General features: G+C 64.8%; 10 protein-coding genes and 1 tRNA gene. 5 read left to right on the forward strand and 6 right to left on the reverse strand.

Going from position 1 to position 15,163, the window contains the following annotated elements; all coding sequences use genetic code 11:
- Positions 1 to 76 (forward strand) — tRNA-Glu (locus tag Q0996_RS06405).
- Positions 77 to 125: 49 nt separating this feature from the next.
- Here the strand turns inward: Q0996_RS06405 and Q0996_RS06410 are convergent.
- Both Q0996_RS06410 and Q0996_RS06415 read right to left on the reverse strand, forming a co-directional pair.
- Positions 126 to 3,638 carry a DNA methyltransferase gene (locus Q0996_RS06410; protein ID WP_299616975.1) on the reverse strand — a complete coding sequence of 1,171 codons (3,513 nt, stop codon included), beginning with the start codon at positions 3,636 to 3,638 and terminating at the stop codon, positions 126 to 128.
- A gap of 39 nt (positions 3,639 to 3,677) precedes the next feature.
- Positions 3,678 to 4,853, reverse strand: coding sequence for an EVE domain-containing protein (locus Q0996_RS06415; RefSeq protein WP_299616976.1), 1,176 nt, complete (start codon positions 4,851 to 4,853; stop codon positions 3,678 to 3,680).
- 262 nt (positions 4,854 to 5,115) lie between these two features.
- Between Q0996_RS06415 and Q0996_RS06420 the strand changes: the two genes are divergently transcribed.
- Positions 5,116 to 5,502: a response regulator transcription factor gene (locus tag Q0996_RS06420; RefSeq protein ID WP_299616977.1), complete on the forward strand. Its 387-nt coding sequence runs from the start codon at positions 5,116 to 5,118 to the stop codon at positions 5,500 to 5,502.
- Between the two features lie 115 nt (positions 5,503 to 5,617).
- Positions 5,618 to 7,747 carry an exonuclease domain-containing protein gene (locus Q0996_RS06425; protein ID WP_299616978.1) on the forward strand — a complete coding sequence of 710 codons (2,130 nt, stop codon included), beginning with the start codon at positions 5,618 to 5,620 and terminating at the stop codon, positions 7,745 to 7,747.
- 374 nt (positions 7,748 to 8,121) lie between these two features.
- Here the strand turns inward: Q0996_RS06425 and Q0996_RS06430 are convergent, their stop codons facing one another.
- The 4 genes from Q0996_RS06430 to Q0996_RS06445 all read right to left on the reverse strand — a co-directional run bounded on the left by Q0996_RS06430 (position 8,122) and on the right by Q0996_RS06445 (position 12,698).
- Complete coding sequence (locus tag Q0996_RS06430) at positions 8,122 to 8,640, reverse strand: hypothetical protein (RefSeq protein ID WP_299616979.1); 519 nt, start codon at positions 8,638 to 8,640, stop codon at positions 8,122 to 8,124.
- 52 nt (positions 8,641 to 8,692) lie between these two features.
- Positions 8,693 to 10,558 (reverse strand): putative nucleotidyltransferase substrate binding domain-containing protein, encoded by a 1,866-nt coding sequence (locus Q0996_RS06435; protein ID WP_299616980.1) that lies wholly within the window; start codon positions 10,556 to 10,558, stop codon positions 8,693 to 8,695.
- An 85-nt stretch (positions 10,559 to 10,643) separates the two neighbouring features.
- Positions 10,644 to 12,419 (reverse strand): sodium:solute symporter family protein, encoded by a 1,776-nt coding sequence (locus Q0996_RS06440; RefSeq protein ID WP_299616981.1) that lies wholly within the window; start codon positions 12,417 to 12,419, stop codon positions 10,644 to 10,646.
- Positions 12,420 to 12,431: 12 nt separating this feature from the next.
- Positions 12,432 to 12,698, reverse strand: a complete 267-nt coding sequence (locus tag Q0996_RS06445; protein WP_299616982.1) for a DUF4212 domain-containing protein — start codon at positions 12,696 to 12,698, stop codon at positions 12,432 to 12,434.
- Positions 12,699 to 13,044: 346 nt separating this feature from the next.
- Here Q0996_RS06445 and ppa point away from each other — a divergent pair, with 346 nt between their 5' ends.
- Together ppa and acs are read left to right on the forward strand one after the other, a co-directional pair.
- Positions 13,045 to 13,575 (forward strand): inorganic diphosphatase, encoded by a 531-nt coding sequence (gene ppa / locus Q0996_RS06450; protein WP_299616984.1) that lies wholly within the window; start codon positions 13,045 to 13,047, stop codon positions 13,573 to 13,575.
- 79 nt (positions 13,576 to 13,654) lie between these two features.
- The coding region (acs, locus tag Q0996_RS06455) for an acetate--CoA ligase (RefSeq protein ID WP_299616983.1) at positions 13,655 to 15,163 on the forward strand (1,509 nt) is incomplete at its 3' end.

The raw sequence follows: 15,163 nt of genomic DNA on the forward strand, positions 1-15,163 counted from the left end.
GTCCCCTTCGTCTAGTGGCCTAGGACGCCGCCCTCTCACGGCGGAAACAGGGGTTCGACTCCCCTAGGGGACGCCAGATCTTCCAGAATCGATCACCAGGCCTGCGGATGGGGCGGTTCGCCGCCTCAACTGGTCAGGACGTAGCCGCCCGCCGCACGCTCCGCCTGGCCGAGCACGGCGAGGGTCCGCAGAACGTCCTCCACTTTGGGCTCCACCTTCTTGCCCTGAGAGAAGCGGCGGGAGAGATCGAGGGCGGTGATCGGCGCTTCCGTTTCCTCCAAGACCGTGCGGATGGCTGCCACCTGCTCGGGTAGGGCTGCGGGCAGCTTGGGCTTCTTTACCTTGGCCGCTGCGGCCGCCAGGTCGGCCTCGATCTGCTCCGGCTTCTTCTCGGCGACGGGCTTCTTGGGGGCCTGGAAGTCCGGGCGCAGCCAGCGCACCTTGCCGTCCCGTTCTTCCGCCGCCCGCTCGTGGTTCAGCGCCACCAGACGTTCAAGGATTTCCTCGTCCGGCAGATCGGCGGGCCAGCTGTAGGCCTCGGCGACGGCGGCATCCAAGTCTGTGTGGATCTGCCGCAGCACGCCGACGAGGCCGGCGTCGTAGACGTCCTTCTCCGCCTCTGATAGGGCTTCGCCCGCCTTCACTTTCCCCAACACGTTGTAGAGCCCGGTCATGGTGAGCTGCTTGTGCGCCTCCAGTACCGCCTTGCGGTGGGCATCCAGCCGCTCCCCAAGGTCACGGATGCGCGCTTCCAGATCGTCCGGCGGGTCGGGGAAGGGAAAGGGATCAAAGCAGCGAGTCTTGTTGTAGCGAGGATCGTTCCCAACTCCGAGGCGGCCCCCAGCCGATAGCGCCCATGTGACATGAATTTGCGAAGACAGCACGCCAAGGAAGAAGGCGTCTTCTAGGGCGATAGGAACGAGCCCTTGGTCAGGCAGGATAGTAGTATCGAGGAACACAAACATGCGGTGTTTTGCGGTCATTGGTGTGACGATGTATCTACAAAGCCCTTTAAGCGCTTGTCGAAGCTCGCTTCTAGGTTCTGCGAAAATCCACCAGAGTGTCCTATATGCTTCTCTTTTGTTTTGATCTCTTTGGGGTTTAACCGAGTCCATTAGCCATTGGTATACTTCTGGGTAACTCTCTTGGACTTCACGCTCTTTGAGGCCGAATAGATCGATAACTAGTGTGTCGCGGCTCCGCGACGTAATGTCCCGCCCGTTTATGTAAGGTCGGATGTGGTAATCGAGGTTTGGCCTTGTTTTGAAGCCGAGGCTAATTGCCTTCTTCTTATCAATCATGAAACCTGTACCCACCAAACAGATTCCCCGAACGCCGAGGCGGTCAGTAGCGCGTAGGGGCAAGGCTGAAGATACGTTTGCGCCGAGGGTTAAGTTTGACTGAATTTTGTCAAGCCGCTGGTTGAGCTCAACAGTTGGCGCGTCCGTATTTAGCCCGGTCTCGCGAGTAACCTGCCGCAACACCCCTTTCCGGGCACCGGGTACACCGACCGTCATGGCGATCCGAACCGCCGCTTTGTCCGCCGATTTCATCCAGGGATGATCGGGGATGGCGAAGACAAGCGACAGAGGTTTCTTGGCACCCAGATGGCGTTCAAGGACCCGGCGAGAAAACTTCTGGGTGATGGAGTTGGTGGTGATAAGGCCAAAACGCCTGGCCTTGCGAGCCCGCACGGTCTCCGCAGCCTTGTCCCAGAAGTGCATGACGAAGTCTGCGCCGCCGGGGATGTGGGGCCGTGCCTTCCAGGCTGCCTCCGCGTAGCCATCGCCCAGTTCCTGGCGCATGTCCTTGCCGCCGATAAAGGGTGGGTTGCCGACAATGAACTCTGCCTCCGGCCATGTCGCGGCCTTGGGGTTCTTGTAGGTGCGCAGCTCGACACGGGCGTCCTCGTCGGGGACCTGCTCGCCTGTGACGGGATGCAGCTTGTAGGTGACTCTGTCCCAGCGCGTGACCGGCTTGCCGGTTTCATCGCGCTGCAGATCCCAGGAGTCGTAAGCGAGAACGGCATCCTGTTCTCGGATGTTCTGGAAGTTCTTCAGTACCGGTTCGGCCGGCATGGTGCGGCCGCGGGTGCGGAAGTGCCATTGAAGATAGCCGATCCAGAGCACCAGCTCGGCGATGGCGACGGCCCGGGGGTTGATTTCCAGACCCAGGAACTGGTGTGGGTCGACGGTATGCCGGTCCAGTTCCAGCAGGTACTGGTCGTGGCCCAGTTCGGTGAGTGTTTCCAGCACCTCGCCCTCCAGGCGCTTCATCAGCTCCAGAGAGACGTAGAGGAAGTTTCCGGTGCCGCAGGCCGGGTCGAGCACACGGGTGTTGCAGAGCTTTTCATGGAAGGCCTGGGCCTCTTTGATGGCGGCTTTCTTCTTGCCGGCCTCCAGGCGCCGCGCGATGGCGGCCTGCACGTTGCGCCAGTCGTCCGTCAGAGGTTCGATGATGGTGGCCACCACCAGACGTTCGACATAGGCGCGGGGCGTATAGTGGGCGCCGAGCCGGTGTCGTTCCCGCGGATCGAGGGCGTGTTCCAGAAGGGTCCCGAAGATGGCAGGTTCCACGTCTTGCCAGGCGCGTTGTGCCGCAATGATCAGCAGATGCAGATCATCTTCTGTGATTTCGATGGCGCTGGCGTCCTTAAAGAGCGCGCCATTGAACCGCAATACGTCGTCACGGAGGACCGGTGAGAAGCCGCCTTCGTTCATCCGTTTCCAGAGATCGATCAGAGCCAGGTGAAGCTTGTTCGCGCTACCACGGTATTCCTCCAAAAGGCTCACAAAGCTCTCGCGCTTCAGCAGGCCGACGTCCTCTGCAAACATGGTGAAAAGGCAGCGCATGAGGAACAATGCCACCTTCTCCGCAATGGCGTGGCGATGCTGGCTCGCATCCTGGGGTGACAGGTCGCCGGGCAGAGCACGGATCAGCCGGTTTTCCAGGGACGTTGACAGCTTGGCCAACAGCTCGGCGATTTCGCGAGTTACCTCCGCCGTGCGGCGGGCTGGGTTCAGCGACTCTGGATTGGTCCAGATGTTCAGCAGCCGTTCCCGCACCTTCTCGTCGCGCAGGTCTTCCAGGTAGATGCGGAAGCTCTGCCGGTCCGGGAATTGGGCATAGTGCTTGCCCTGCAGGGAAAAGTCGGCATAGAGCTCTATGACATGTCCGACATCGACGACAATCAGAAAAGGCGGCCAACCTTCCTCGGCCGGCAGGCGCTTGGCGTAGGTCTCGGCCTGCTGGCGGGCATTTCGCATCAGAGTATCCCACTGCGCTCCGCCGCGCTTGCCGGAGCCGAGACGTTGCTCTGGCAGGTCCAAGCCGAGCTGTTGCAACTCGACGATCTGCTTTTGCCGCTTGGCGCTCTGCTTCGCCTCAAGCACGAAACAGTTGCGCTTGTACAGGTCGATGAAGTTGGTGGAGTCCGGCCCGTCGACATTGCGGACTCTGACCCTGCGCTCGAAGACATAAGCATTGGCCTGTTCGGCCTCGACGGCAGGCTCTGGCCCGGGCGCTTCGATTAGTTCGCAGAGTTCAGTCAAGAACATTTGATAGTTCGAGCGCTCGCCGCCCCCGGTCGGCGACCAGCGCTCAACGAAGGCTTCGACAGTTTCGAGAGACGCCGTCACCGAGAGTTACCTGTGCAAGATCCGAACCCCTCCAAACAACTACCCATCGTCCAACACACATTCTTCGGCAAAATCGTTGAGGAACTGGGGTTGCATATGCTTGATGAAGGATGTCGTGCTCTCGATGTTTTTGCGCAGGTCGCTGAATGAGATGTAGCGGCAGATGTCGACCAAGGGCGGTTTCAGTTTGGAGAAGGTCGGTCGGTTGATCTCGGTACGGACTTTGTTGCGCCGATCGTCCGGGGCCACAAGGTAGATAGGGATCGACAGGTTTGGTTGCATCGAGACGAGGTCGGCCATTCGCAGAAGGCCGGAATAGACCGATGTCGTGCTCTCGATCTCGAAAGCAGCGCTGATAGAGTTGCCGTCAAGCCAGAGTACGTCAATCAGCTCGATCGTCTTCGTGGTCGGAACATCGAACTGTACCGGCAGAGACTCCAGAAGCCCGGGCAGCTCGGTAAATCGTTGACCGTTGCAGTCCCGGTTCCGGTCATTGCGGGCGACCCATACGTTCAGTCCCATATCGTTGCCGAGCTTGGCGAGCAGCCACTGAATTTCCGTGTGGGTGGAGACGGCTTTCTCGGCGTCAGCCGAGGAAGGCACATCGTCTAACGTTCCTCCGTCGTCATTGTCAGGGACGGTCAAGGACTGCCCCTCGGACGTTCGGAGAATCGGTGGCCGCCGCGCCAGCTTTGCCGGATCGAAGGGGCGCCGCACCGGGTTTGCACTTGCATTTCGCATGGCAGCGACAATCGCCTCCCCGTCTGAAGCTCTCCACTTTGCCGGAGATCCTCGCAGGCGCCCGGTCCAGGCGTGCGGATTGGACAGGTTCTCAAAGATTGAAAGTTGCGTCTTCAAATCTGTAATCGGGACAGCTGTTTCTGGCTCCAATTGGATCGCGACCCTAACCGGCAGACGTTCCGGAAAGACCGCATCCTCCCAAATAGGAGTTGTATCGGTGAAGGCTCTGTCCTTCACCTCTAGCAGGCCGATGAAGCGTGAAACACCCGTCAGATAACAGAGCATCAGATCGCCGGGTTTGATCCGGCGTACAGATTTCGCACGGCCCTCCCGAAACCCGGTAACCTGGCCGCCGGCGTCGAGAAACTCGGTCCAAGACTTATACGAGAAGAGATTGAGCCAGTATGTGGGAGCCATAACACCTTCCTTGCGCACCAGTATGCTCAACTGCTGCGGCAAGAGAAAGCCAATCATTCCCGTGGCGCTAACCGGATCGCCTGGTCGTCTCAATGGACCAGACCGAGGATTCGGCGCCTCGTAACTTGCCAACCAGTTTGGAGCTCTGGCCCCACACTGACAGCAATCAGTGCCCGCCGGCCGGCGCGGCCCTAAGGTACCGGCAGGGAAATGCGCCGGGTTTTGAAAGGGCGCGGTCTGGGGTTAGGATCGAACGGCGCGCGGCCGGGGAGGGCGGCGCGCGCTCCCGGAGGCCCCACAGCCGAGCAGTCGTGAAGCCATGTCACAGCCTGTCCTTGTCGTCGACGACGAACCGAGCATCGTTCACGCGCTGAGCTTTCTGCTGAGCCGGGCGGACCTCGACGTGCGGGTGGCCTACGACGGCGAGGAGGCCCTGGCGGCCATCGAGGAGCACAGCCCGGCCCTGGTCCTGCTCGACGTCATGCTGCCGAAGCTCGACGGCTTCGAGATCTGCAAGATGATCCGCGCCAAGCCCGAGTGGCAGGACATCCGCATCATCATGCTGACGGCGCGCGGGCGCGACGCCGACCGGCAGAAGGGCCTCGCCCTGGGTGCCGATGCCTATCTCACCAAGCCCTTCTCCACCCGCGAAGTCCTCGCCCAGGTGCAGAAGCTGCTGGCCAGCGATGTGCGCTCGGAGATCTGAAACGGGGCCGGTCGCGGCGGTCTCGTTTGCGGGCCGGGCCCAGAAACCCAGGTGTACCCAGAGACCCGGGTGCGCTCAGAAACCCGGGTGTGCCCCGTGACCCGGGTACGCTGACATGGCGTCCTCCAGCGGCAAGATCCGTCTGCGCGTCGGCCTCTATTTCGCCCTGCTGGGCCTGGCGGTGCCGGTCGTCCTGGGCGCCGGGCTGTGGTTCGCCGCCGAGCGCCTGGGCTCCGGCGCCGGGCCGGCGCTGGTGCTCTTCGGCGGGGCCGCCGGTTTCGCGCTGGTGGGGCTCGTCGCCTGGGTCTGGCTGACCTTCGACAGCCGCCTGGTGGCGCCGCTGCGCGGCCTGGGGCGCGATCTGGAGACCGTCACCCACGCCAACCCCGACCACGAGCTGCACGAAAACCCGGAGAGCCTGATCCGGGAGGTGACCGCCGCGGCCCAGGGCACCGCCGAGGCCCTGAAGGCGGCCCGCCAGGAAGTCGCCGAGGCCGTCGGCCACGCGACGCGCATGGCCCAGGACCAGAAGGCGCGCCTGGAAACCGTGCTGCGCGACCTCCACGAAGGGGTGCTGATCTGCAACCAGGACCACGAGATCCTGCTCTACAACCGCCGCGCCCTGGAGATCCTCCACGTCTCCGGCGAGCTGGGCCTCGGCCGCTCCCTCTTCACCATCCTCAACCGCCAGCCGGTGCTCCACGCCCTGGAACAGCTCGAAGAACGCGCCGGGAGTCTGACCCGCACCGGCCGCGAGGCCGAGACCGCCGCCCAACTGGTCTGCTCGACGCGGGACGGCCGCTACACCCTGGCCGGCCGCCTCAGCCGATTGTCCGGCGGTGGCGAGACGGGACTGCGGGGCTACGTGGTGACCATCGAGGACGTGACCCGGGAGCTGACGGTGCTCGGCCGGCGCGACCGGCTGCTGCGGGATTCCGTGGAGGGCATGCGCGCGCCGCTGGCCAGCATGCGCGCGGCCTTCGAGACCATGGCGGCGATCCCCGCCGAGGAGACCGAGACCCGTCAGGCCTTCGAGGCGGTGGCCGAGAAGGAATGCGAGGCCCTGACGGCGCATCTCGAGCGCATGACCGGCGCTTACCGGGAGATCATCACCGGCCACTGGCCCATGAGCGACGTCTTCTCCGACAGCCTCTTGAACTGCGTCACCCGGCGCCTGACCCGCGAGCACGGGATCGGCTGCGATCTGGAGGGCGGGCCGGCCTGGCTGCACTGCGACAGCCACAGCATCGTCGAACTGCTCGACCACCTGATCCGCAAGGTCCACGGCGAAACCGGCGCGGCGCCCTTCGCGCTGGAGGTGCGGATCTGGGATCGCGGGGTCTATATCGACACCACCTGGCAGGGACTACCGGTCTCGGTCTCCCAGCTCGACGCCTGGCTCGACCAGCGGCTGCGCGAGAGCCTCGGCGGCCTCACCGGCCGGGACATCCTGGAACACCACAAGTCGGAGGCCTGGTGCGACACCCCGCGGCCCGGCGAGGCGCGGCTGCGCCTGCCGCTGCCGCCACCGGTGGAAAGCCACGTGCAGGACCTCGGCGAGCCCGAGGCCCTGCCGGCCCGCCCGGAGTTCTACGATTTCGACCTCCTGACCCGCATGTCCGCCGGCAGCCTGGAGGCGCGGCGCCTGCGCGAGCTCACCTATGTGGTCTTCGATACCGAGACCACGGGGCTGGAGCCCTCCCAGGGCGACGAGATGATCTCCATCGCCGGGGTGCGCATCGTCAACGGCCGGGTGCTCACCGGCGAGTCCTTCGACGAGCTGATCGATCCGGGCCGCCGCATTCCGCCGGGCTCCATCCGCTTCCACGGCATCACCGACGAGATGGTGCGCGGCAAGCCGCCGGCGAAAGCAGTCCTGGAGCGCTTCCACGCCTTCGTCGGCGACGCCGTCCTGGTGGCCCACAACGCCGCCTTCGACATGAAGTTCCTGGCGCTGAAGGAGGCCGAGACCGGCCTGCGCTTCGACAACGCGGTGCTGGATACCGTGCTGCTCTCCGCCTATCTGCACGACCACAGCGGCGAGCACACTCTGGACGCCGTGGCCGAACGCCTAGGCATCACCATCCAGGGCCGCCACACGGCCTTGGGCGATTCCATGGTCACCGCCCAGGCCTTCGTGCGCATGCTGGACCTGCTGCAGGCGCGCCAGATCGACACCCTGGGCAAGGCCTTGGCGGTTTCCCAGGAAATCGTCGAGATCCGCCGCCGCCAGGCGAAGTATTGAGCAAGCCGAAGGGCCGGTGAACGCCCCAGTGCGGATTGCCCTCGTGCTGCGACACGCCGGCTTCGCCGGCTCCTCGGCATGAGGCCAATCGTTCACATCCCTTGCCTCACCCGGAGAGCCTGAGTCGAAGCGAATCGTTTGATTTCAAAAGCCTGCCAACACAATTCCGCCCCCCATCGTCACCCTCGGGCTTGTCCCGAGGGTCCATGGATAGAGCGAGACCCGGACCGCGATGGATTGCCGGAACAAGTCCGGCAATGACGATCTGGGAGGCCAGGGCACGAGAGTCCTTTGACGGATGAGGTTTCATTTCGGGTCAGGTTCTGAGGAGCCGTCGTCGGACGGCGTCACGACGGGCGAAGCAGGGGGAGCCTCTAGCTCCCCGCGCAGAGCTGCTGATAGAGGGCGTCGCCGGGCTCAAGCGGCACCCACTGCGGGGCCACGGGCATGCCGTCGTCGTTGAATTCGGCGCTGGGCAGGATGTCGGTGCGCCGGCTCTGGGTGCAGTCGAAGAGCTGGCGGGTGGTCACCGCCGGCTCGCGCTGGGCGACCAGGATGACCTCGGCCATGACGAAGCCGGGCAGGCGCTCGTTGCGGCGGGTCTCCGAGGAGTCCAGCGCGATGAAGCGGTCGACCTGCGGGATCAGATAGGTCCAGGGCTTCCAGGGCGCGGAAGAGGAGATCTCCTTCACCACCTGAACGTGGTCCGGCAGGCCATCGATGGTCCGCGAGGCCCAGGAATAGTCGCTCCAGACGGAATAGCCGATCATCGCCAGGCCGGCGGCCATGGGCACCAGATAGCGCGGTGCCTTGACGCCGCGCAGCTTGTAGACCAGCAGGACGAGTCCCGCCGCCAGGAAGCCCATGGCGAAGACGGCGATCAGGTGCAGCATCGCGCGGCTCCGGTTCCAGGCACCAAAGGCCCGCGGTTTCGGCAGGTGGCGCTCATCGCGCGCCGATCTGGTGCCTGTTGGCCAAGGAGGACTGAATGGTCTTCACGATCTGAAAGGCGTCCTTCAGGTGGTTGCGCTCGAAGTGTGACAGATCGTCGGGCGCAACGAAATTGTCAGGTGCCTGGCCGGCGCGGATTTGCCGGGCCTGATGCTTCAGGCGCAGGATGGAGATGAACTCGAAGGCCTCCAGCAGGTCGCGCCCGCCGGACTCGCTGAGCACCCCGGCCTCCCGCTCGGCCACCAGCCGGTCGTGGGTGTTGACCGCGCGGACCCCGGCCTCCAGGGCGTAGACCCGGGCGATATCGATGATCGGCACGACGCCGCTGTGCTTCAAGTCGAAGCGGTGCTTGTGGTCGCCGCCGCGGATCAGCACGAAGTTGCGGAAGAAGCCCAGCGGCGGCGTGTGGGTCAGGGCATTGCTCACCAGATGGGCGAGGAAGATGCTGTTGGACCGCGCCTTTTCGATGGCGACGTCCTGCAGGGCTTCCAGCAGGCCGGTCTCGCCCCAGATGGCCCGCAGGTCGAAGAGCACCGAAGTCAGCATCTGCGCCATGGGCGCCGGCTCTTCGATCCAGGAGACGAAATAGCGCTGCCAGGTCGCCAGCGGCTGGCGCCACTGGTCCGTGGTCGCCATCATCTCGCCGGGGCAGTAGATGTAGCCGCAGGCGTTGAGGCCGTCGCTGACGAACTTCGCCAGGGTCTCGAAGTAGGGGCCGTGTTCGGCGGCATCGTAGCGGTCGTCCAGGACCAGGCAGTTGTCCTGGTCCGACACCCCGGTCTGCTCGCGCCGCGCCTGGGAGCCGCTGGCCAGCCAGAGATAGGGCACCGGCGGCGGGCCGAAGCGCGCCTCGGCAAGTTGCAGCAGGCGCTTGGTGGCGGCATCGCAGATGCTGGTGATGATGTGGCCGATATTGTGGGCCGAACTGCCGGCCTCCACCAGGTTGACCAGAAGCTGTGGCACCTGGGCCACGCTGGCGGCCAGCCCCTCGAAGCTGTCGTGCTTGTAGATGTCGCGGACCAGGAAGATCGCGGACTGGGCCTGCTTGCGCACCAGATCGGTGCTGGTGATCACGCCCACCAGGCTCTCGCGCGCGACCACTGGCAGGTGGCTGATGTTCCGCTGCGTCATGGCGAGCAGGGCGTCGTAGGCCGGGGTCTCCTCGCCCAGCGCAAAGGGCTGCGGTGTCATGATCGCGCGGACCGGCCCGTCCACGGCGTAGCCCTCGGCGACCACCCGGTCGCGCAGGTCGCCGCTGGTCAGGATTCCCACGAGCGCCTCGCCGTCGAGCACCGGCAGGCAGGAGATGCGCCGGTCGCGCATCAGCCGCGCGGCCACCTGAACCGGCTGGTCCTGCTGGATGGTCACCGGGGCGCGGGTCATCAGATCGGCGGTGCGCAGGGTGAGGAGGCCGGCGGGCTCCTCATCGGCGCCCTTCCGCTCGCCGCTGAAACTGCGCATGCGGTCGGAGCCCGAGGGCACGAAGAACTGATCGAAGGTCGGAAAGCCTTCCTTGAGGCGGGCGAAGTCCGCCTGCGGCAGCAGCAGGATTTCGCTCGGCTCCAGGGCCACCGCCTGGTAGCGGGCGGTGCCGTCGCCGAGCAGGGCGCGCACGCCGAAGGCCTCGCCCTCGCTCATCCGGGCCCAGAGCTGGCCCTCCGGGGAGCGGATCTCGACGGCGCCGGAGCGCACAAGGAAGAGATGACGGCTTTCCTGGCCCGGCTGCAGGATCGTGGCGCCGCGCTCGGCCTGGCGGGCCTCTATGGCGGCGGGCAGCGCCTCGACGACATCGTCGGGAAGCGCGCTGAAGGGATGGCAGGAGGACAGGAAGTTCCGGATCTCGGTCTGGCCCGCTTCCATGACAAGCTCCCGAAAGAAAGAGCGGACTCCGCGCGATGGGCGGAGTCCGCTTAGTTTAGAACAGCAGGGACCTAGGCTAAACCGCTCAGTGCCCCGTGGCGGCACCCGCCCCCTTGGGGATGCGGATGTCTTCCACCAGACGCTGGATGTGCTCCGGCGGCTCCTGGGTCGCCTTGGCGACGACGATGGCAACGATGAAGTTGATCGCCGCGCCCACCGCGCCGAAGGCCTCCGGCGCGATTCCGAAGAGCCAGTTGTCCGGGGTATTGGCCATCATCTCGGTACCCTTGACGAAGAACCAACCCTTGAACCAGAAGATGTAGACCAGGGTCGAGCCAAGCCCCGCGAGCATGCCGGCAACGGCGCCGACGTTGTTCACGCGCTTGTTGAAGATCCCCATCATCAGGGCCGGGAAGATCGACGACGCCGCCAGGCCGAAGGCCAGGGCCACCACCTGGGCGGCAAAGCCCGGTGGATTAAGGCCGAAGTAGCCGGCCAGGCCGATGGCGCCGGCCATGGCGATGCGCGCCGCCATCAGTTCCTGCCGTTCGGTGATCTTCGGCATGAAGACACCCTTCAACAGGTCGTGGGAGATCGACGAGGAGATGGCCAGCAACAGGCCGGCCGCAGTCGACAAGGCCGCGGCGAGACCACCGGCTGCCACCAGGGCGATGACCCAGTTCGGCAGGTTGGCGATCTCGGGATTGGCGAGGACCATGATGTCGCGGTCGACCTTGACCATCTCATTGCCTTGCCAGCCCCAGGCCTCGGCCTTCTGGGCGAACTCGGGGTTCTTGTCGTTGTAGTACTGGATACGGCCGTCGCCGTTCTTGTCCTCGAAGACCAGCAGGCCCGTCTTCTCCCAGTTCTTGAACCACTGGGGCCGTTCCTCGTAGGCCAAGCTGCCCTCGACGGTGCCGACTTCACCCGGCTGGATGGTGTCGGCGATGTTGAGGCGGGCCATGGCGCCCACCGCCGGGGCGGTGGTGTAGAGGATGGCGATGAAGACCAGCGCCCATCCCGCCGAGAAGCGGGCATCGCGCACCTTCGGAACCGTGAAGAAGCGGATGATGACGTGGGGCAGGCCGGCGGTGCCGATCATCAGCGACAACGTATAGAGCACAAGGTTGAGCGTTCCGCCCGATTGTGCGGTGTACTGTTTGAAGCCGAGATCGGTGACCGTCTGGTCCAGCTTCACCAGCAGCGGCGTGCCGTCCTCGGTGCCGCTGAACAGACCGAGCTGCGGGAAGGGATTGCCGGTGAGCTGCAGCGAGATGAAGATCGCCGGGATGGTGTAGGCCAGGATCAGCACGCAGTACTGGGCGATCTGGGTGTAGGTGACGCCCTTCATGCCGCCCCAGACCGCATAGATGAAGACGATACCCATGCCGGCGAAGAGGCCGGTTTCGAAATCGACTTCGAGGAAGCGGGAAAAGGCGACGCCGACGCCCTTCATCTGGCCGATCACGTAGGTGATCGAAGCGACGATCAGGCAGATCACCGCGACGATGCGCGCCGTCTGGGAGTAGTAGCGGTCGCCGATGAACTCGGGGACCGTGAACTTGCCGAACTTGCGCAGGTAGGGCGCAAGCAGCATGGCCAGCAGCACGTAGCCACCGGTCCAGCCCATCAGGAAGATGGAGGCGTCATAGCCGCGGAAGGCGATCAGCCCGGCCATGGAAATGAACGAGGCCGCGGACATCCAGTCCGCCGCCGTGGCCATGCCGTTGGCGACGGGGTGAATGCCGCGCCCGGCGGCGTAGAACTCGCCGGTGCTGCCGGCGCGGGCCCAGATGGCGATACCGATGTAGAGCGCGAAACTGGCGCCGACAACGATGTAGGTGAGTGTCTGTAGGTCCATCGATCCCGCCCCCTATTCGTCTTCTTGCACGTCGAACTGACGGTCGAGTGCGTTCATGCGGTAGGCGTAGAAAAAGATCAGGATCAGGAAGACGTAGATCGATCCCTGCTGGGCGAACCAGAAGCCTAGGCCGGCGCCGCCCACGTCGATGACGTCGAGGACGGGGCGCAGCACCAGGCCGAAGCCATAGGAGACCACCGCCCAGACCACGAGGCAGTAGGCGACCAGCCTGATGTTGGCTTTCCAGTAGGCCTTACCGGTGTCTTGGGGTTCAGCCATGATTATCGTTACCTCCTAGCTGCTGCACCGATCCTGTCCTTTGTCGGCCGCCGCTCCGGTCTCTGTTGTTCCGGAACCCTTGCGGGGGCCTCCGCATGATCGGTGGACCTTGCGATTCCACATTTGCGGCCCGCCGCGGCCGGGCGAAGGGAAAGGGTCAAGGCCTCCCCAAGACCGACGTCGCGGCAGACTGCAGCGTCACTGATAGGGCGCCGCCCGGGTTCGCGCACTGACGCCTGTCAGTGCCGGGCCGGCTTGCTTTTGGCTATGGAAAGGCATGAAGGCGGCATGGCCGCTCTAAGGCCGCTCTCTGGGCGACGGCCAGATGAGACGCAGCGGAGGCGAGATGGACCTCAACAAGATACCCGCCGGGCAAAATCCGCCCTGGGAGCTCAATGTCGTGATCGAGGTGCCCCTGGGCGGGGAGCCGGTCAAGTACGAGCTGGACAAGGACTCCGGCGCAGTCTTCGTCGACCGCTTCCTCCACACGGCCATGCGCTATCCCTGCAACTACGGTTTCGTGCCGCACACCCTGGCCGACGACGGCGACCCCGTGGACGTGATGGTGGTGACCGGAACGCCGGTGGTGCCCGGCGCAGTGGTCCGCGCCCGGCCCATCGGCGTGCTCATCATGGAGGACGAGGCGGGCCTGGACGAGAAGATCCTCACGGTTCCCGTCGACCAGCTCCACCCCTTCTATTCGGACATCGGCTCCTACCGCGGGCTGCCCCAGATCCTGCTCGACCAGATCGCCCACTTCTTCAGCCACTACAAGGATCTGGAGGCGGAGAAGTGGGTCGAAGTGAAGCGCTGGGGCGAGGCCGAGGAAGCCTGCCGGCTGATCGAACGTTCGCTGCAGAAAGCCGCTGCCGAGTAGGCCGGCCTGCGCGCAATTCAAACCACAACCCGGCAGTGGCCGGCGCTGCCGCCCGGTGATTTCAGGAGGATGTCAAGCGATGCTTGAAACCAAGCTTTACCCGGTTCCCGAGGCAATCGCCCAATCGGCCTGGTGCGACGAGGCCCGCTACCGCGAGCTCTATGCGAAATCGGTCTCCGACCCGGAGGGCTTCTGGGCCGAGGAAGGCAAGCGCATCGACTGGTTCAAGCCCTACAGCAAGGTGAAGGACGTCTCCTACGGCCCGGATGACGTCCATATCCGCTGGTTCGAGGACGGCACCACCAACGTGGCCCACAACTGCATCGACCGCCATCTCGAAACGCGGTCGGATCAGGTGGCGATCATCTGGGAGGGCGACGACCCGAACGAGAGCCGCAACATCACCTACGGCGAGCTGCACGAGAACGTCTGCCGCCTGGCCAATGCCATGAAAGCCCGCGGTGTGAATAAGGGCGACCGGGTCACCATCTACCTGCCGATGATCCCCGAGGCGGCCTATGCCATGCTGGCCTGCGCGCGCATCGGCGCCATCCATTCCATCGTTTTCGGCGGCTTCTCGCCGGACTCCCTGGCCGACCGCATCGGCGGCTGCGAGAGCAGCTGCGTGATCACCGCGGACGAGGGCCTGCGCGGCGGCCGCAAGGTGCCGCTGAAGGCCAACGCCGACAAGGCCATCGCCCAATGCGGCGGCGTCGACACGGTCTTCGTGGTTCGGCGCACCGGCGGTGATGTCGACTGGGCCGAGGGGCGCGATGTCTGGTATCACGAGGCCTGCGCGGCAGCCTCGGCCGACTGCCCGCCGGAGGAGGTGAACGCGGAAGACCCATTGTTCATCCTCTATACCTCGGGCTCGACCGGCAAGCCCAAGGGCGTGCTGCACACCACCGGCGGCTATCTGGTCTACGCCTCCATGACCCACCAGTACGTCTTCGACTACCACGACGGCGATGTCTACTGGTGCACGGCGGATGTCGGCTGGGTCACCGGCCACAGCTACATCGTCTACGGACCCTTGGCCAACGGCGCGACCACCCTAATGTTCGAAGGGGTGCCCAGCTATCCGGACTCCTCGCGCTTCTGGCAGGTCTGCGACAAGCACAAGGTCACGATCTTTTATACCGCGCCCACGGCGATCCGCGCGCTGATGCGCGACGGCGAGGAACCGGTCAAGCGCACCAGCCGAGCTTCCCTGCGCCTCCTCGGCAGCGTCGGCGAGCCCATCAATCCGGAAGCCTGGCTGTGGTACTACAATGTCGTCGGCGACGAGCGCTGCCCCATCGTCGACACCTGGTGGCAGACCGAGACCGGCGGCATCCTCATCACCCCGTTGCCCGGCGCCACCGCGCTCAAGCCCGGATCGGCGACCCTGCCGTTCTTCGGTGTCAGGCCCGAACTGGTGGACGCCGAGGGCAAGGTCCTGGAGGGGGCCACCGAGGGCAACCTCTGCATCGCCGATTCCTGGCCCGGACAGATGCGCACGGTCTACGGCGATCACGAGCGCTTCGTGCAGACCTACTTCTCCACTTACCCCGGCAAGTACTTCACCGGCGACGGCTGCCGGCGCGAT

It is taken from the genome of Pelagibius sp. (assembly GCF_028289705.1).
GTDB lineage: Bacteria > Pseudomonadota > Alphaproteobacteria > Kiloniellales > Kiloniellaceae > Pelagibius.

Excerpts from the sequence above, each read along its gene's own strand:
- Q0996_RS06415 (WP_299616976.1), bottom strand. The coding sequence starts at position 4,853 with ATGATTGGCTTTCTCTTGCCGCAGCAGTTGAGCATACTGGTGCGCAAG.
- Q0996_RS06420 (WP_299616977.1), top strand. The coding sequence starts at position 5,116 with ATGTCACAGCCTGTCCTTGTCGTCGACGACGAACCGAGCATCGTTCAC.
- Q0996_RS06425 (WP_299616978.1), top strand. The coding sequence starts at position 5,618 with ATGGCGTCCTCCAGCGGCAAGATCCGTCTGCGCGTCGGCCTCTATTTC.
- Q0996_RS06430 (WP_299616979.1), bottom strand. The coding sequence starts at position 8,640 with ATGCTGCACCTGATCGCCGTCTTCGCCATGGGCTTCCTGGCGGCGGGA.
- Q0996_RS06435 (WP_299616980.1), bottom strand. The coding sequence starts at position 10,558 with ATGGAAGCGGGCCAGACCGAGATCCGGAACTTCCTGTCCTCCTGCCAT.
- Q0996_RS06440 (WP_299616981.1), bottom strand. The coding sequence starts at position 12,419 with ATGGACCTACAGACACTCACCTACATCGTTGTCGGCGCCAGTTTCGCG.
- Q0996_RS06445 (WP_299616982.1), bottom strand. The coding sequence starts at position 12,698 with ATGGCTGAACCCCAAGACACCGGTAAGGCCTACTGGAAAGCCAACATC.
- ppa (WP_299616984.1), top strand. The coding sequence starts at position 13,045 with ATGGACCTCAACAAGATACCCGCCGGGCAAAATCCGCCCTGGGAGCTC.